Annotated in this window: 18 protein-coding genes, 1 pseudogene and 1 riboswitch; of the genes and pseudogenes, 13 read left to right on the top strand and 6 right to left on the bottom strand. The window is 41.6% G+C overall.

Annotated elements, in window-relative coordinates:
• Window positions 1-11: 11 nt before the first annotated feature.
• The 4 genes and pseudogenes from RBATCC27255_RS02595 to RBATCC27255_RS02585 all read right to left on the bottom strand — a co-directional run.
• Window positions 12-104: pseudogene (locus RBATCC27255_RS02595) on the bottom strand (manganese catalase family protein); the annotation flags it as partial.
• Complete coding sequence (locus RBATCC27255_RS10385; RefSeq protein WP_169923212.1) at window positions 104-358, bottom strand: spore coat protein CotJB; 255 nt, start codon at window positions 356-358, stop codon at window positions 104-106. The gene RBATCC27255_RS10385 and the pseudogene RBATCC27255_RS02595, both read right to left, overlap by 1 nt.
• Window positions 351-551 (bottom strand): spore coat associated protein CotJA, encoded by a 201-nt coding sequence (locus tag RBATCC27255_RS02590; RefSeq protein WP_242956402.1) that lies wholly within the window; start codon window positions 549-551, stop codon window positions 351-353. Before RBATCC27255_RS02590 ends, RBATCC27255_RS10385 begins: the two co-directional genes overlap by 8 nt.
• A 154-nt stretch (window positions 552-705) precedes the next feature.
• Window positions 706-1,539 (bottom strand): energy-coupled thiamine transporter ThiT, encoded by an 834-nt coding sequence (locus tag RBATCC27255_RS02585; protein WP_101028605.1) that lies wholly within the window; start codon window positions 1,537-1,539, stop codon window positions 706-708.
• An 87-nt stretch (window positions 1,540-1,626) separates the two neighbouring features.
• Window positions 1,627-1,727: riboswitch (TPP riboswitch) on the bottom strand.
• Between the two features lie 188 nt (window positions 1,728-1,915).
• Between RBATCC27255_RS02585 and RBATCC27255_RS02580 the strand changes: the two genes are divergently transcribed.
• The 3 genes from RBATCC27255_RS02580 to RBATCC27255_RS02570 all read left to right on the top strand — a co-directional run bounded on the left by RBATCC27255_RS02580 (window position 1,916) and on the right by RBATCC27255_RS02570 (window position 5,770).
• Window positions 1,916-2,809 carry a formate/nitrite transporter family protein gene (locus tag RBATCC27255_RS02580; RefSeq protein WP_101028604.1) on the top strand — a complete coding sequence of 298 codons (894 nt, stop codon included), beginning with the start codon at window positions 1,916-1,918 and terminating at the stop codon, window positions 2,807-2,809.
• Between the two features lie 118 nt (window positions 2,810-2,927).
• Complete coding sequence (locus tag RBATCC27255_RS02575) at window positions 2,928-5,075, top strand: Tex family protein (RefSeq protein ID WP_101028603.1); 2,148 nt, start codon at window positions 2,928-2,930, stop codon at window positions 5,073-5,075.
• A 95-nt stretch (window positions 5,076-5,170) separates the two neighbouring features.
• On the top strand, window positions 5,171-5,770 hold the full coding sequence (locus tag RBATCC27255_RS02570) for an alpha/beta hydrolase (RefSeq protein ID WP_101028602.1): 600 nt from the start codon (window positions 5,171-5,173) through the stop codon (window positions 5,768-5,770).
• 206 nt (window positions 5,771-5,976) lie between these two features.
• Here RBATCC27255_RS02570 and RBATCC27255_RS02565 read toward each other — a convergent pair whose 3' ends face one another.
• The gene (locus RBATCC27255_RS02565) at window positions 5,977-6,324 is read right to left on the bottom strand and encodes a metal-dependent transcriptional regulator (protein ID WP_242958554.1); all 348 of its coding nucleotides are present in this window, start codon (window positions 6,322-6,324) and stop codon (window positions 5,977-5,979) included.
• Between the two features lie 315 nt (window positions 6,325-6,639).
• Here RBATCC27255_RS02565 and RBATCC27255_RS02560 point away from each other — a divergent pair, with 315 nt between their 5' ends.
• From RBATCC27255_RS02560 to RBATCC27255_RS02515, 10 genes are all read left to right on the top strand, one after another.
• A complete protein-coding gene (locus tag RBATCC27255_RS02560; RefSeq protein ID WP_015523582.1) occupies window positions 6,640-6,852 on the top strand; it encodes a FeoA family protein in 213 nt (70 codons plus the stop codon).
• Window positions 6,853-6,937: 85 nt separating this feature from the next.
• A complete protein-coding gene (locus RBATCC27255_RS02555; protein ID WP_101028601.1) occupies window positions 6,938-7,159 on the top strand; it encodes a FeoA family protein in 222 nt (73 codons plus the stop codon).
• Window positions 7,160-7,247: 88 nt separating this feature from the next.
• Window positions 7,248-9,740 carry a ferrous iron transport protein B gene (feoB, locus tag RBATCC27255_RS02550; protein ID WP_101028600.1) on the top strand — a complete coding sequence of 831 codons (2,493 nt, stop codon included), beginning with the start codon at window positions 7,248-7,250 and terminating at the stop codon, window positions 9,738-9,740.
• Between the two features lie 33 nt (window positions 9,741-9,773).
• Window positions 9,774-9,947, top strand: coding sequence for a FeoB-associated Cys-rich membrane protein (locus RBATCC27255_RS02545; protein WP_101028599.1), 174 nt, complete (start codon window positions 9,774-9,776; stop codon window positions 9,945-9,947).
• A gap of 144 nt (window positions 9,948-10,091) precedes the next feature.
• Window positions 10,092-10,463 carry a heavy-metal-associated domain-containing protein gene (locus RBATCC27255_RS02540; protein ID WP_101028598.1) on the top strand — a complete coding sequence of 124 codons (372 nt, stop codon included), beginning with the start codon at window positions 10,092-10,094 and terminating at the stop codon, window positions 10,461-10,463.
• Between the two features lie 28 nt (window positions 10,464-10,491).
• A complete protein-coding gene (locus RBATCC27255_RS02535; protein ID WP_101028597.1) occupies window positions 10,492-11,448 on the top strand; it encodes a helix-turn-helix domain-containing protein in 957 nt (318 codons plus the stop codon).
• A 422-nt stretch (window positions 11,449-11,870) separates the two neighbouring features.
• Window positions 11,871-12,425, top strand: a complete 555-nt coding sequence (locus tag RBATCC27255_RS02530) for a DUF3793 family protein (RefSeq protein WP_101028596.1) — start codon at window positions 11,871-11,873, stop codon at window positions 12,423-12,425.
• 45 nt (window positions 12,426-12,470) lie between these two features.
• Complete coding sequence (locus RBATCC27255_RS02525) at window positions 12,471-12,893, top strand: flavodoxin (RefSeq protein WP_015523591.1); 423 nt, start codon at window positions 12,471-12,473, stop codon at window positions 12,891-12,893.
• Window positions 12,894-13,137: 244 nt separating this feature from the next.
• Window positions 13,138-14,331, top strand: coding sequence for a threonine ammonia-lyase (gene ilvA / locus RBATCC27255_RS02520; RefSeq protein WP_101028595.1), 1,194 nt, complete (start codon window positions 13,138-13,140; stop codon window positions 14,329-14,331).
• A 37-nt stretch (window positions 14,332-14,368) separates the two neighbouring features.
• Window positions 14,369-14,740 carry a RidA family protein gene (locus RBATCC27255_RS02515; protein WP_015523593.1) on the top strand — a complete coding sequence of 124 codons (372 nt, stop codon included), beginning with the start codon at window positions 14,369-14,371 and terminating at the stop codon, window positions 14,738-14,740.
• Between the two features lie 318 nt (window positions 14,741-15,058).
• Here RBATCC27255_RS02515 and metK read toward each other — a convergent pair whose 3' ends face one another.
• Window positions 15,059-16,240 (bottom strand): methionine adenosyltransferase, encoded by a 1,182-nt coding sequence (gene metK / locus RBATCC27255_RS02510; RefSeq protein WP_101028593.1) that lies wholly within the window; start codon window positions 16,238-16,240, stop codon window positions 15,059-15,061.
• Between the last annotated feature and the right edge of the window lie 49 nt (window positions 16,241-16,289).

The following is a 16,289-nucleotide window of genomic DNA, read 5'->3' as shown; positions in this document are numbered from 1 at the left end:
TTGCCTTACGCACCGCCGTATTGCGTTATGATAATCTTGGCAAGCTTTGCGTTCGGTTTTTTGATATTGACGGGGTACTGTAACTTTTTTTCATAGACGAACATCAGCAATCCTCCTCGTTTTCCCACGGCCACGGTCCCTTTATCCAGCACCACATATTGGTGCTTGTCATACTCTTTTTCAAAGGACCGAATTTTTCTTCATATTCTTCAACAAGCGGTTTCAATTTTTCTTTGAAACCGTTCATTTTTTGTATCATTGCCGTATCGTGCGGATGAGTGTCAAGATAAATCTGAAGGTCAAGTGCGGCAAATTCGTAGGTTGAAATTTTCTTTAAAAGAATTTCTCTTTCAGTCAAGTCCCTCACCGCATTTCTTTCCGTAGAATGGTTTGTTGAGAACGGGAAACATTGTACCCGACTCAAGTCCCTGCAACGGGCTGTAGGTTGGGGAGTCGAACTGCTGAAAGGGAACATATGCCATAGCCTCACTCGTTCTCTTTGGCAGACTCGGTATTCCGTACTGCTGAGAAATAATTTCTTTAATATCCAATTTAATTCTCCTTTTTGTTCAAACTTATGAACATTGCTGTTCATTCTCATAATATGCCCGTTTCAAACTTGTGTTTACATAATAAAAAAACAGAGCCGACAGCAATGCCGTCAGCCCTGTTAGAGATGTTTTACCGTGAATATCCGATTAAATGTTAATTAACCTTTTTGGCAGAATTTGAAGTAACCTTTGCAATGATCGCAAAAACTACGCAAAGCACAATTCCGATTGCCGAAACGATGCCTACAAGAGTGAAGTTTGTGTTTGAAATGAGTGAAAAATCAAGCACACCGCTGTCGGGATTCTGAAGTGATGCAAAAACTGCAACAGCGTCAATAATTACGGCAACCATAAGTGAAAGAATTGAAATTGATGCCGAAACTGTTTCCGTAAGGTTCTTTTCAATTTTCTTTGCAACGCTGATTTTTTCACTTCTGAAGTTAAGACAGCCGAAAAGCCAGAATACAGCCGCCGCATTGATTATTGTTTCGGGAATCATATATGTAGCGTTGTAGCTGAGTGAATAGAGAAGTCCGTCGGTTGAGGGGATTGAAACACCTGCCCATACGGTACAGCCCGAAATTACATGACAGATATATCTCAAAGCACAAACTCCTACCGTGCCTGTTACGGCAGCGGCAGACGGATTGCTGACCTTGTTTCTGAGAAAGCCTGCAAGGCCGATAACCGTGAATGCAATTACATAGTCGAAGAGAATGATTGTTACGGCTGCCAAAAATGATGTTGCGTATGAGAGGGTTGACGCAGTTTGAATAAGCTGAATAATGCTGAATACAAATCCCGAAAGCAATCCCCATTTTACACCGTGGCGATATGAGATAATTACAATCGGAACAATGCTGAATGCGGTAACACTGCCGCCGTAGGGAAGTTCAAGGATTTTTACAAAGCTTAAAACTGCCGCAAGTGCAATCATAATTGCACATTCGCACATAATAAGTGCATTTTTCTTACCGTTCGTTTTCATGAAAACTACTCCTTAAAATAAAATTCTCTCGGAGAAAAAACACAACAAAAAAAGAGTATGCCAAAAAGACATACTCCAAGTGCGTACACTTCAAGCTTGATATGTCCCTTCGTTGGCATTATCCAAATCAGGTTGACGGTCGAAATCGAATTTCCTCTCAGCCGGTAACAGCTCCCGTTTTGTATGTGATTATTCTCACTCTGATTACGAATATTACACATCTTTAGGTTGTGTAATATCTACAGTATAATTATAAACTGTATTTGACAATTTGTAAAGTCTTTTGTGTGCAATGTTACAGATAATCGCATATTAATTGACAAACACTTTGCTTTTGTGCTAATATGTAATCTGTGATTTTGCGGTTTATTGCCGAATGGCAGTAAATTTTGCAACAATTGATAAACTAATTGAAGAAGGTTTTTTAATGGACAGCAGATTTAATTCACCGGCTGAAATTGCGTCGCTGGTGTCAAAATCAGGTGTAACAAAATCAATGCTTTCTCTGCCGAAAATGATTTTGCTCGGACTTATGGCAGGCGCATTTATCGCATTCGGCGGTGCGGCAAGTGATGTTGCAATGCACGGAGTTGCCGATGTGGGGCTTGCAAGAGTGGTTGCAGGCGTAATCTTCCCTGTAGGACTTATGCTCGTTGTGTTCACAGGCAGTGAACTTTTTACAGGCAACTGCCTTATGATTATTCCGACACTTGAAAAGAAAATTAAAGTCGCTTCAATGTTAAGGAATCTTGTAGTTGTTTATATTTCAAACTTTGTCGGCGCAATGATTATTGATTTGCTGATATTTTTTTCGGGACAGCTCAATTATTCAAACGGCGGACTCGGTGCTTTTACAATCAAGGTTGCACTTGCAAAAACAACAATCAATCCTGCAACGGCAATTATCAGCGGCATACTTTGTAACATTCTCGTATGCCTTGCAATCGTTATGGCAACAGGCGCAACAGATGCAATAGGTAAGATTTTCGGTGTATTTTTCCCGATTTGTGCATTCGTAGTCTGCGGATTTGAACACTGCGTTGCAAATATGTTCTATATTCCGACAGGTGTTATGGCGGCAATGAATCCCGAATATGTTGCAAAAGCTCAGGAGCTTTACGGCATTACGGCACAGCAATGTCAGAGCCTTGCAAATCTTTCGGGTTGTGAATCTCTGCTGTTCGTTACAATCGGCAACATAATCGGCGGTATGATTTTTGTAGGACTTCCGCTCTATTTTGCCTATATTCGCAAAAAGAAAAGTGCTTAAAATACATAAACATAAATAATTCATGAGAGCAGTCGTTTTGACTGCTCTTTTTCTTTTTAGTGCAAATTATTTAAAAGTATGTTATAATAAGCCTTACAAAACAAAAATGGAGGATATAATGGATTATTCACAGATTCTTTCACAGCAGTTTAATATTAAAGAGGAGTATGCCAAAAACATCATCACATTGCTTGATGACGGCAACACTATTCCTTTTATTGCACGATACAGAAAGGAAATGCACGGTTCAATGGATGACCAGTTGATTCGTGAATTTGCCGAAAAGCTTGAATATTTAAGAGGACTTGACAAGCGCAGAGATGAAATCCGTTCACTCATTGACGCACAGGAAAAGCTCACGGATGAAATCAACCTTGCACTTGACAAGGCTGCCACACTAAGCGAACTTGAGGATATTTACCGCCCGTACCGTCCAAAGAGAAAGACAAGGGCGTCAATTGCAAAGGAAAAGGGACTTGAACCGCTTGCTAACGATATTTTAAAGCAGGAAAAAGGTTTTGATCCGTCAAAGTCGGCAGTTGATTATATTGATGAAGAAAAGGGAGTTACCTCCGTTGAAGATGCAATTCAGGGCGCAATGGATATCATTGCAGAGCTTGTGTCGGATAATGCGGAAATCCGTAAGAGAATCAGAAATCTTACAAACGCAAACGGTGTGCTTGTGTCTGTTGCAACAGATGAAGAAAAGGACAGCGTTTACAAAAATTATTATGACTACAAAGAGCCTGTTAAAAAGATTGCAGGTCACAGAGTGCTTGCCGTGAATCGTGGTGAAAAAGAGGGATTTCTCAAAGTCAGCGTTGAAACCGACAGCGAAAAACCGCTTAATTCAATTTTCAGAGCAATGATTACAGACAAAAATCAGCTTTGTTCAGACATTATCCGTGAGGCTTGCACAGACGCTTATCAGCGGCTTATTTATCCCTCAATTGAGCGTGAGGTCAGAAACGACCTTACAGATACCGCCTCCGAAAATGCTATGAAGGTTTTTGCCGTAAACCTCAAGCAGCTGCTTATGCAGCCGCCTGTAAAGGGCAAAACCGTGCTTGCACTTGATCCGGGATATCGCACAGGCTGCAAGACTGCCGTTGTTGACAGCACAGGCAAGGTGCTTGATACAACCGTAATTTATCCTACACATTCAGACAAAAAAATTCAGGAATCAAAGCAGACCTTGCTCCGCCTTATCAAAAAGCATCATGTTGATATTATTTCAATCGGCAACGGTACTGCAAGCAAGGAAACCGAGATGTTCACAGCCGAAACAATCAAAGAGGCTGACCACCCCGTTTATTATATGGTAGTCAGCGAGGCAGGTGCGTCGGTTTATTCGGCATCAAAGCTTGCCGCAACAGAACTTCCCGACCTTGACCTCACACTCAGAAGTGCCGTGTCAATTGCAAGACGACTTCAGGATCCTCTTGCAGAGCTTGTTAAGATTGAGCCTAAGGCAATCGGTGTCGGTCAGTATCAGCACGATATGCCGCAGAAAAAACTCGGTGAAACACTTGACGGTGTTGTAGAGGACTGCGTAAACTCGGTTGGTGCAGATCTTAATACGGCATCGCCTGCACTTTTATCGAGAGTGTCTGGACTTAACGCAACCGTGTGCAAGAATATTGTTGCTTACCGTGAAGAAAACGGTGCGTTCTCATCAAGAGCAGAACTCAAGAAAGTTCCGAAACTCGGGCCTAAAGCGTTTGAGCAGTGTGCAGGATTTTTGCGTGTTCCCGAAAGCAGAAATCCGCTTGATAACACAGGCGTTCACCCCGAAAGCTACAAGAGTGCAAAAGAACTTTTAGGACTTCTTGAATATTCTGACAAAGAAATAAAATCAGGCAACTTCTCCGATATTCAGCAGAGAGTAAAGGCAAAGGGAACAAAGTCACTTGCCGATGTTCTCGGAATCGGACTTCCGACCCTTGATGATATTGTAAAAGAACTTTCCAAACCGGGCAGAGATCCCCGTGATGAACTGCCTGCGCCAATGCTTAGAAGCGATATTCTCGACATCAAGGATTTGAAAGAGGGAATGGAGCTTAAAGGCACGGTCAGAAATGTAATCGACTTCGGCGCATTTGTCGATATCGGTGTTCATCAGGACGGACTTGTTCATATTTCGCAGATTTGCGATAAGTACATCAAGCATCCTGCCGAGGTTCTCAAAGTCGGTGATGTTGTAAATGTAAAGGTTCTTTCAGTTGATCCCGAAAAGAACAGAATTTCTCTCACAATGAAATTTTAATGCGAATAAAGCAAAAAGACAGTTCTATTGTTCCGCAAATCACCTTTGCATTATTCCGCAACCGTTGATATTGTTCCGCAAAAGGAGAATTTTAAATGCGTAAACTGGCTGTATATGTACACGGAAAGGGTGGTAATGCTACAGAATCGGAGCATTACAAGCCTTTGCTACCTGAATATGATGTTATAGGCTTTGACTATAAATCAGAAACACCGTGGGATGCAAAACAGGAATTTACAAATCTGTTCGATAATTATTGCAAAAATTATGATTATATAGTTCTGATTGCGAATAGCATAGGTGCATTTTATTCTATGAATGCCTTTTCAGATAAACAGATTGACAAAGCTATGTTTATTTCGCCTGTTGTAGATATGGAAAACCTCATTACCAATATGATGAAATGGGCGAATATAACAGAGAATGAACTTCGTGATAAGAAAACAATCTCTACTGAATTTGGTGAAACTTTATCTTGGGAATATCTTTGCTATGTTCGTGAAAACCAAATTTTTTGGAATGTTCCCACCTCAATTTTATACGGTGAAAATGATAACCTTACATCATTTGATATAATCAATAAATTTGCAGAGAAGATAAACGCTGACCTTACTGTTATGAATGGCGGTGAACATTGGTTTCATACAGCTGAACAGGTGAAATTCTTGGATAATTGGCTAACAAAGTTCATTTGATGTTATTTACAATGACGAGGTGTGCTTATGAAAAAGGCGGTTGCAATAATTTGTACTATTGTTATTTTTGCGTTTTATTTAAGCGTGTCGAATTGTTGAATCAATCGAAAAAGTGTATCGCCTTATTGAAAGCAGTTGAGTAAAAACAAAGGCTGACGATTTCTCGTCAGCCTTTTGTGTGTAATATTCGGTAATTATTCAGCCTTTTACTGCATATGATTTTCAAGGTGATTTTTCAATGCGGCAAAGGTTTCGTCGCTGATAATGTGTTCCATTTTGCAGGCATCTGCGGCGGCAGTTTCGGGATTAACTCCGAGCTTAACAAAGAGCTTTGAAAGAACGGTGTGTCTTTCATATGTTTTTTCTGCAATTTCCCTGCCGAGGTCGGTGAGAATAAGCGAGCCGTCATCGCCGACTTTAAGATAACCGCCCTCTTTGAGAAGACCAACGGCACGGCTGACGCTCGGCTTTGAATATCCCATTTCTTCACATACATCAATTGATCTTATATAATTGCTCTTTTTTGAAAGAACATATATTGTTTCAAGGTACATTTAACCTGATTCTTTTAATTGCATAGTCTGCACTCCTTTACATTGTCTAATCATATCATGATATGAACAAAAAATCAATAAAATAAATTACGCTTTCAATAATTATGAAAAAATGATTTACCGAAATCAACAAAAATAATATCTGAATTACAGATGTGAAATATTCAATTTGCCAAAATTCAAAATAAAATAAATTTTTTTCGCAAGCCTATTGACATATTTCGAGTTTTATAGTACCATATAATCGGTTAGCGAGAGCTAACCTTTGATTAACGAATATTGTTAGTATCTGCTAACTTAAAGGAGATTGATTTTATGATGCCTTTGATGTTTGCTAACACAGGTGAAACCAATATTATAAAGAAAGTCGGAGGTTCTCCCGAGGTTAAAAAGCACCTTGAAAATCTCGGCTTTGTTGCCGGCGGAGAGGTTACCGTTATTTCGTCACTCGGCGGAAATGTTATTGTTAATGTAAAGGAAACACGGGTTGCAATCAGCGAAGAAATGGCTCGTAAAATTATGATTTGATTCTATGTAACAAACACACGGCGGAGTTGTTCCGAGAGGTGTTTTTATACGGCTTTATGCTCAATTTTAGATGGAGGAAACTGTTATGAAAACTTTAAAACAGGCAAAAGTAGGTGAAACCGTAAAGGTTGTTAAGCTTCACGGTGAAGGCGCTGTCAAACGCAGAATTATGGATATGGGCATCACAAAGGGTGCTGAAATTTACATCAGAAAAGTTGCTCCGCTCGGAGATCCGATTGAAATTACTGTAAGAAATTATGAACTTTCGCTCAGAAAAGCCGATGCTGAAATGATTGAAGTTGAGTAATTTATACTTATAAATCCTACGGGAGAAATCCCGTATTTTTATAACATTACGGTTAGCTTTTGCTAATCTAAGAGAGGATAACTGATATATGGAAATTAAAATTGCTCTTGCAGGTAACCCTAACTGCGGTAAGACAACTTTGTTTAACGCACTCACGGGTTCCAATCAGTTTGTCGGTAACTGGCCCGGCGTAACTGTTGAGAAAAAAGAGGGTAAGCTCAAAAAGCACAAGGATGTTACAATCATGGACTTGCCCGGTATCTATTCACTTTCACCTTATACTCTTGAAGAGGTTGTTGCCCGTAACTATCTTGTCGGTGAACGCCCCGATGCGATTCTCAACCTTATTGACGGTACAAACCTTGAAAGAAACCTTTACCTCACAACACAGCTTACAGAACTCGGTATCCCTGTTGTTGTGGCAATCAATATGATTGATCTTGTTAAGAAGAACGGCGATTCAATCAACATTGATGAGCTTTCAAGACAGCTTGGTTGTAAGGTTGTTGAAATTTCGGCTCTTAAAGGCACAGGCATTATGGAAGCTGCCGAGGCCGCAATCAAAGCTGCAGGCTCAGCAAAGACAATCCCCATGCACAGCTTTAACGGTGTAGTTGAACACGCAATCGCTCACATTGAAGAGGCTGCGGTTCACGATATGCCCGAGGAACAGCAGCGTTGGTACGCTATCAAAATTTTTGAGCGTGATGACAAGGTTCTTGCAAAGCTTGACATTCCGCAGAATGTTATTGACCACATTGAAAAAGATATTCAGGCGGCTGAAAAAGAGCTTGATGATGACGCAGAGAGTATCATCACTAATGAGAGATACATCTACATTGCCTCAATCATCAAGAGCTGTTATAAGAAGAAAAACAAGGGTAGGCTTACAACATCGGACAAGATTGATAAGGTTGTAACCAATCGTTGGCTCGGCCTTCCGATTTTTGCGGTTATTATGTTCCTTGTTTACTACATCTCAATGCAGACAGTAGGTACTGCCGCAACTGACTGGGCAAATGACGGTCTTTTCGGTGACGGTTGGCACCTTTTCGGTATAGGTTCATCACAGGCTGCCGAGGCTGAAGAAACCTACGGCGATTCAGATGCAATTATCGAGGCATTCAATGCTAAGTACGGAAATGACGACATTGCCGAAGCTGTTGACCTTGAATCTGAAAATTATTCCGAAGATGCCGCTAAGGCTGCTCTTGCAGAACTCGTAAATCTCACACCTTCAGACGCAAGTGTTACATATTCTGTTCAGGATGAAGAAACTCTTGAAATTACAGAAACTCCCGACACTAAGAAATCTGCTCTTGAAAAGGCTGTTTCAAACTACCTCAACACAGATTATAAAGAGGGTTACGGTGCTCCCGATGCCGCAACATACGGAGTCTGGGTTCCCGGTATTCCTGTTCTTATCGGCAACGGTCTTGATGCAATCAACTGTGCAGACTGGCTCAACGGTCTTATCCTTGACGGTGTCGTAGCCGGTGTAGGTGCGGTTCTCGGCTTTGTTCCGCAGATGCTTGTACTCTTCCTTTTCCTTGCTTTCCTCGAAAGCTGCGGTTATATGGCTCGTATCGCATTCGTACTCGACCGTATCTTCCGTAAGTTCGGTCTTTCGGGTAAGTCGTTTATCCCAATGCTTGTAGGCACAGGCTGCGGTGTTCCGGGTATCATGGCATCCCGTACAATCGAGAATGAGCGTGACCGCCGTATGACTATTATGACAACAACATTCATTCCCTGCGGTGCTAAACAGCCGTTTATCGCTATGATTGCAGGCGCTGTCTTCGGCGGTTCACCGTGGATTGCAACATCGGCTTACTTCATCGGTATGGCTGCAATCGTAGTTTCAGGTATTATGCTTAAAAAGACAAAGATGTTCTCAGGCGATCCCGCTCCGTTTGTAATGGAGCTTCCGGCTTATCACCTTCCGACAGTAGGCAACCTTCTCCGTTCAATGTGGGAGCGTGGCTGGTCATTCATCAAGAAGGCAGGTACAATCATTCTCCTTTCAACAATCCTTGTTTGGTTCACAACATACTTCGGATTTGTTGACGGTACATTCCGTATGCTCGGTGAGGACGAAATCGGAAACTCAATTCTTGCCGCAATCGGTAACGGTCTTGCATGGATTTTTGCACCGCTCGGTTGGGGCAACTGGCAGGCAACCGTTGCATCCATCACAGGTCTTGTTGCTAAGGAAAACATCGTTGGTACAATGGGTATCCTTTATCAGGGCGGATGGACGGAAATCGGCACTGCGTTTACAGGCCTCAGCGGTTTCTCGTTCCTTCTCTTCAACCTCCTCTGTGCTCCTTGCTTTGCCGCTATGGGTGCTATCAAGAGAGAGATGAACAACATCAAGTGGTTCTGGTTCGCAGTTGGTTATCAGTGTGTATTTGCTTATGCAATTGCATTTATGGTATTCCAGTTCGGCTCAATCTTTGCAGGCGGTCTTAATGTAATCGGTCTTATCTTTGCCGTTGCAGTATTTGCATTTATGATTTATATGCTTGTAAGACCTTACAAAGAGGCTACAACTCTTAAGGTTAAGCCGGCTAAGAAGTAATAAATTTATTGATTAACAATGGGAGGAATAAAAATGTTTGAATGGTTAGCGGCTAATATCGGCACAATCATTGTTGCATTAATTGTTATTGCCGTGATTGCTTTTGTGGTTGCCCGTATGGTAAAAGACAAAAAAGAGGGCAAATCCTCCTGCGGTGCAAACTGTGCGCACTGTGCGTACCGCGGTGACTGCCATAATCATAGGTAAATGTTTTGTAGGGGTGCAGTCCAAAAAGCTGCACCCTTTTTTGTTTGTTATTGAAATTATGAATTTGGTGTTGAAGAAATTTTACGGTGTAAAGTGTATTCAGAACTATATTCTGAATCGTAAAAAATAAAAGGAGGGATAAATATGGAGTATGTTTTTTACGGATTGCTTGCCGTGGCATTCATTGCGTTTGTGGTTCTCGTAATCAGAAGTTACAAGAAAAAGCTTGCAAGCGGATGTTGCGGTGCAAGTGACGAAAGCGTTAAGAAAAACAAGGTTGCCGATAAGGATAAGTCGCATTATCTCTATGAAAAAACTCTTGTTGTTGACGGAATGGTCTGTAAAAACTGTTCCGCAAGAGTAGAAAACTCACTTAATTCAATTGACGGTGTGTGGGCGGAAGCCGATGTTTCTTCCGGCAGGGTTACGGTCAGAATGAAAAGAGAAATTGAGGATAAAGTCCTCAAAAAGACAGTAAACGGTATAGGCGCATACACCGTTATGAAGGTGGAGTAAGGCTTTTTAGGAGAAGAGAGGCGACCTTATGGCAGTATTGCAGAAAATTGATAATCCGTACGGTATGATACAGACCGTTGAACACGGCGAATCGTTCAGTATATACCGTTCACAGGACAGCACGGGCGATTGTGAAATCACCGTATACCCTGTGTTTTCAGGCATTGAGCTTGTGTATTACGATGTACATATGCAAAGTTGTGACATTAATCTTGCAAAGGGAAGAGAAATGCTCATCATCACGCATTGTCAGGAGGGTAGAATTGAGTTTGAATACAAAAACGGCGAATATCTTTACCTTGCGTCAGGAGATTTGTCGATACAGAAGAACACGGAGAACATCCGACACAGATATTGTCCGCTGAGCCACTACCACGGTGTGTCGGTTGCAATTGATATGAACCGTGTGCCAAGGTGTTTTTCGTGTATTCTTGACGATGTTTTTGTCAGCCCCGAAGAGCTTGAAATGAAATTCTGTTCCGAAAAGCCGTACTCAATTATGCGTGAAAATATCAGCATTGAGCATATTTTTTCGGAACTCTATTCCGTTCCCGAAAATATCCGAAAGGGCTATCACAAGGTTAAGGTGCTTGAACTTCTTTTGTTTTTGAGCGGTCTTGATTACAAGGGAGAGAGTGAGGAAAGACGATATTTTTCACGCTCACAGGTTACCGCCGCAAAAGAGGCAAAAAAATATCTGCTTGCTCACCTTGACGAGCATATAACAATTACGGAGCTTGCCGATATGCTCGGCATCTCTTCAACTTCTCTTAAAATTTGCTTTAAGGGTGTCTACGGCGACACGATTAACGGCTACATAACGAACTGTAAAATGCAAAAGGCCGCCTCGCTTTTGAAAAACACCGACAAAAGTGTGCTTGAAATTGCAGGAATTGTCGGCTACAACAACGGCAGTAAGTTTGCGGGTGCTTTCAGAAGGGTGATGAACAAGTCACCGAATGAGTACAGAAAATCTCTCGTCTGAACAGAGCCTTATATGTCCGTAAAGAGCAGTAAAAAGACTTTGTAAAGTGCTATAATAACATTGTCGAAAAGATACGCCTATATTCTTTTCTGACAGACTGCGGAAATATCCGCAGAGTATTTGATGATTACTTTGCCGGGTAATTATTCATAATATCTCTTCTCCTTTCAGGGACAGCGTTTGCTGTCCCTAAATCTTTGCTGAAATTGTTTGTCCGTTTGGAGCGTAGAAAACCTTTTGAGAGCCGATAACAACATTGATTGATGGTATATTTTAACTGTAAGATAAAGACAACAAACAAGTCTTGCTTATGGAATCAAGTTAGCAAAAGCTAACTATAAAACAGTTATCGGATAATCACTGTGGTGTATTTATTCAATTCAACTCTATTCAAATCATTCATTCAATTTTTAGAGGAAAAGATGTCAGAGGATTTAATTATCAAGCATTGTTCCCCAACGCTTGCAGGAATAAAAACGGCTAATCTTTTCAACTGTCCGTACTCGTCACGGCTTGAGTGCGAATGTGATGTAAGAAGGCTGAATAAAATGTTCTGCAAAAAGGGAATAAAAGTTTTGCCACTGAAATTCAGCAACGGAAAGGCTTTAATCTATATTTTTCGCCCGTCCAAGCTTGCTGTTGATTTGTCCGATAAATATGCGTGTAAGCTGCTTAAATCGCAGGGGTATCATTCACATGATGCCGCACGCTGTATAAGGGAGCTTCGACACCGTCTTAAAGACTCAACTGAGTTCCCGCACGAAATCGGATTGTTCCTCGGTTATCCTCCCGAAGATGTCCGCGGCTTTATTCTTCATAAAGGAAATTGCTGTAAATGTTCAGGCTGCTGGAAGGTTTACGGTAATGAAGAAAAAGCAGTCAAAGAATTTGCCAAATTCAAAAAATGTTCTGACATCTATTACTCTAAGTGGTTACAAGGCACACCTATCCAAAAGCTGACGGTTGCGTGTAACTGATTTAAGGTGCAATTAACTATTAAACTGAAAGGTGAGTACAGAAATATGAGTAAAGTAGCAGTAGTATTCTGGAGCGGTACAGGCAACACAGAGCAGATGGCAGAAGCCGTTGCCGAGGGTGCAAAGTCCGCTGGCGCAGAAGTTACTCTTGCAAATGTAAACGATTTTGATTCTTCATCGGTCGCCGATTTTGACGGCATTGCATTCGGTTGTCCTGCAATGGGGGCGGAGGTTCTTGAGGATAGCGAGTTTGAGCCTGTTTTCAATGAATGTGAAAGTGCATTAAACGGCAAAAGCATTGCCCTCTTCGGTTCATACGGCTGGGGTGACGGCGAATGGATGAGAAACTGGGAAGACACCTGTAAGGGTGACGGTGCAAACCTTGTTTGCGAAAGCGTTATCTGTAACGATGCTCCCGATGACGACGCCCTTGAGGCTTGCAAAAAGCTTGGCGCATCACTCGCTTAACTTAGGCTGTAAGTATTCAATTAGTTAATACCAATTTCATAATTTCATAGAAACGCCTGTTTACACCTGTAAGCAGGTGTTTTTATTTGTTCGTTATTATTATTTTTATTCTGCTTGCGAATTATGAATAAGACTTTAAAAAATCCTGCAAAAATTCCCTTTGTTTATTCCAAAAAAACTTGATTTTAAAGCCTTGTTGTATTAAAATAAGCAATGGATACATATAGAAAAGGAAGTAATTGGTATGCTTACATTAGACAAAATCTATCACGCATCATATGTTTTGAAGGATGTTATCAGACAGACTAATATCGTTCAGGCAAGGGGTATTTGTGATGATTGTGATATTTATCTCAAACCCGAAAATCTTCAGATTACAGGTTCATTCAAGGTAAGAGGTTCAGGTTACAAGATTTCTCAGCTTACCGAAGAAGAAAAGGCAAGAGGTGTTATTGCCTGTTCTGCAGGCAACCACGCTCAGGGTGTTGCACTTGCCGCTACAAAGTACGGTATCAAGTCGCTTATCTGTCTGCCTGACGGTGCACCTATTTCAAAGGTTGAGGCTACTAAGAACTACGGAGCCGAGGTTTGTATGGTTCCGGGTGTTTATGATGATGCTTATAACGAGGCTTTAAGACTTCGTGATGAAAAGAACTACACATTTATCCATCCGTTTGACGATGAAAATGTTATTGCAGGTCAGGGTACAATCGGTATCGAAATTATGAACGAAATGCCCGATGTTGACGCTGTTGTATGTGCAATCGGCGGCGGCGGACTTATTTCGGGTGTTGCCTGTGCAATCAAGAGCCTTAATCCTAACATTAAGGTTTACGGTGTTCAGGCTGAGGGCGCTCCTTCAATGGTTGAGTCAATCAAGAACGGCGAGCCTGTTCATCTTGACAGCGTTTCTACAATTGCCGACGGTATTCAGGTTAAAGAACCGGGTGAGCATACATTTGAATATGTTAAGAAGTATGTTGACGATATCGTAACGGTAAGTGATGACGAAATCTCATCTGCAATTCTCAAGCTTATTGAGTCACAGAAGATGATTGCCGAGGGCGCAGGCGCAGCTCCTTTGGCTGCTGTAATGTTCAACAAGCTCCCCGTTAAGGGCAAGAAGGTTGTTTGCGTTGTATCAGGCGGTAACATTGATGTTACAATCCTTTCAAGAGTTATCAAGCGTGGACTTCTTATGACAGGCAGACAGCAGACTGTTTGCGTTGAACTTCAGGATAAGCCCGGTCAGCTTGTTGCCGTTTCAAATATTATTGCAGAAAAGGGTGCAAATGTAATTTCTATCCACCACGAAAGAGGCGGAGAGGGTACGGATGTAAACGGTTGTTACCTCCGTGTTGTTCTTGAAACAAGAGATTTTGCTCAGATTAAAGAAATTCACGACGCACTTGTTGACGCAGGCTTTAAGCTTGTTTAATCAGTAATTTTTAATATATTGACAGGAGGTCATTATAATGGAAAAGGTTTATACTAAAAATGCTCCCGATGCTATCGGTCCGTATTCACAGGCTGTAAAGGTAAACGGTCTTGTTTTTACATCTGGTCAGATTGCAATTAACCCTGCAACAGGCAATGTTGAGGCTGCAACAATTGAGGCTCAGACAGAACAGGTTTGCACAAACCTTAAAAATGTTCTTGAGGCATCAGGCAGTTCACTTGAAAAAGCTGTTAAGACAGTTTGTTTCTTAAAAAATATGGAAGATTTCGGTGCTTTCAATGAGGTTTACGGCAAGTATTTCACATCAAAGCCGGCAAGAAGCTGTGTTGCAGTAAAACAGCTTCCAAAGGATGTCCTTGTTGAAGTTGAGGTTATTGCAGAAGTTTAATTCTGGTTAAGAATTAAAACAATATCTACATAAAAAATCACAATCCCGATTAACCGTAAAAAGTTAATCGGGATTTTTGTGTTAATTATGAATACCACAATCCGGTAGGGTCGTTCATTGGACGCCCGCACGGCGAGCCGCCGTACCCAATTTGTGCAGATAGTTTGTAATGCCCACAAAGCATATCATGCCCGAGCGTAGCATTGTAATTGTTTGTACAATTTATCAACAATATTTTTTAAAATAAAAAAATCGGGAACAAGAATTTGCGTTTGTGCACAAACCTTATTCCCGAAATTATCGAACAATTTAATTCTATTAGCCGACAGCCTTTAAAAGCTCGTCAACCTTATTTGTCTTTTCCCATTCAACACCGAGTTCTTCTCTGCCCATATGACCGTAAGCGGCAAGCGGGAGATACTTTGTTTCCGTGAGCTTGAGCTGTCTGATGATAGACTGCGGACGGCAGTCAAATACCTTTTCAACAGCGTTTGCCAGTTCTTCGTTTGAATATTTTGATGTGCCGAATGTGTCAACCATTATTGAAACAGGCTTTGCAACACCGATTGCATATGCAAGCTGAATTTCGCACTTCTTGGCAAGCTTAGCGGCAACAATATTCTTTGCAATATATCTTGAGTAGTAAGCGGCACTGCGGTCAACCTTTGTCGGATCTTTACCGCTGAATGCACCGCCGCCGTGACGAGAAAATCCGCCGTAGGTATCAACAATAATCTTTCTGCCTGTAAGACCTGAGTCGCCGACCGGGCCGCCGATTACAAATCTGCCTGTCGGGTTTACGAAAATCTTTGTGTTCTCGTTCATAAGCTCAGCAGGGATAATCGGTTTGATAACATACTCGATAATGTCTTTTCTAATCTGCTCAAGTGTAACATCTTCATCATGCTGTGTTGAAATTACAACCGTGTCAATGCCGACAATCTTGTCATCGTCATATTCAACAGTAACCTGAGTCTTGCCGTCGGGACGGAGATATGAAAGAGTGCCGTCTTTTCTTACCTTTGTAAGCTGTTTTGCAAGCTTGTGGGCAAGAGAAATAGGCATCGGCATAAGTTCGGGTGTTTCATCACACGCATAACCGAACATCATGCCCTGATCACCTGCACCAATCTGATTGTCGGTATCGCTTTCGCCGTCTTTAAGCTCAAGGCTTTCGTTTACGCCCATTGCAATGTCGGGTGACTGTGCGTCAATTGATGTGAGAACCGCACAGGTGTTGCCGTCAAAACCGCACTTCGGATCGTTGTAACCTATGTTGTTTACAACCTTTCTTGCAACATCTGCGATGTCAACATAGCAGTCGGTTGAAATTTCACCCATAACATGAATCATGCCTGTTGTAGCCGTAACCTCACAGGCAACATGGGCGTTTTTATCCTGAGAGAGGATTTCGTCAAGAACTGCGTCGGAAATCTGGTCACACACTTTGTCGGGATGACCTTCCGTTACAGACTCGGATGTAAATAAATGTTTAGCCATTTAGAAAACTCCTTCCAAAAAAATAAGCACCGTTCTTCCGAAAGGTGCT

The sequence above is a fragment of the Ruminococcus bromii genome, from assembly GCF_002834225.1.
In the GTDB taxonomy this organism is placed as follows: Bacteria; Bacillota; Clostridia; order Oscillospirales; family Acutalibacteraceae; genus Ruminococcoides; species Ruminococcoides bromii.
This window is presented reverse-complemented; position numbering and strand designations above follow the sequence as displayed.

Coding starts and splice junctions, on each gene's coding strand:
- feoB (WP_101028600.1), top strand. CDS start 7,248: ATGGAAATTAAAATTGCTCTTGCAGGTAACCCTAACTGCGGTAAGACA.
- RBATCC27255_RS02555 (WP_101028601.1), top strand. CDS start 6,938: ATGAAAACTTTAAAACAGGCAAAAGTAGGTGAAACCGTAAAGGTTGTT.
- RBATCC27255_RS02540 (WP_101028598.1), top strand. CDS start 10,092: ATGGAGTATGTTTTTTACGGATTGCTTGCCGTGGCATTCATTGCGTTT.
- RBATCC27255_RS02545 (WP_101028599.1), top strand. CDS start 9,774: ATGTTTGAATGGTTAGCGGCTAATATCGGCACAATCATTGTTGCATTA.
- RBATCC27255_RS02560 (WP_015523582.1), top strand. CDS start 6,640: ATGATGCCTTTGATGTTTGCTAACACAGGTGAAACCAATATTATAAAG.
- RBATCC27255_RS02580 (WP_101028604.1), top strand. CDS start 1,916: ATGGCAGTAAATTTTGCAACAATTGATAAACTAATTGAAGAAGGTTTT.
- RBATCC27255_RS02525 (WP_015523591.1), top strand. CDS start 12,471: ATGAGTAAAGTAGCAGTAGTATTCTGGAGCGGTACAGGCAACACAGAG.
- RBATCC27255_RS02515 (WP_015523593.1), top strand. CDS start 14,369: ATGGAAAAGGTTTATACTAAAAATGCTCCCGATGCTATCGGTCCGTAT.
- RBATCC27255_RS02570 (WP_101028602.1), top strand. CDS start 5,171: ATGCGTAAACTGGCTGTATATGTACACGGAAAGGGTGGTAATGCTACA.
- metK (WP_101028593.1), bottom strand. CDS start 16,240: ATGGCTAAACATTTATTTACATCCGAGTCTGTAACGGAAGGTCATCCC.
- RBATCC27255_RS02535 (WP_101028597.1), top strand. CDS start 10,492: ATGGCAGTATTGCAGAAAATTGATAATCCGTACGGTATGATACAGACC.
- RBATCC27255_RS02585 (WP_101028605.1), bottom strand. CDS start 1,539: ATGAAAACGAACGGTAAGAAAAATGCACTTATTATGTGCGAATGTGCA.
- ilvA (WP_101028595.1), top strand. CDS start 13,138: ATGCTTACATTAGACAAAATCTATCACGCATCATATGTTTTGAAGGAT.
- RBATCC27255_RS02575 (WP_101028603.1), top strand. CDS start 2,928: ATGGATTATTCACAGATTCTTTCACAGCAGTTTAATATTAAAGAGGAG.
- RBATCC27255_RS02565 (WP_242958554.1), bottom strand. CDS start 6,324: ATGTACCTTGAAACAATATATGTTCTTTCAAAAAAGAGCAATTATATA.
- RBATCC27255_RS02530 (WP_101028596.1), top strand. CDS start 11,871: ATGTCAGAGGATTTAATTATCAAGCATTGTTCCCCAACGCTTGCAGGA.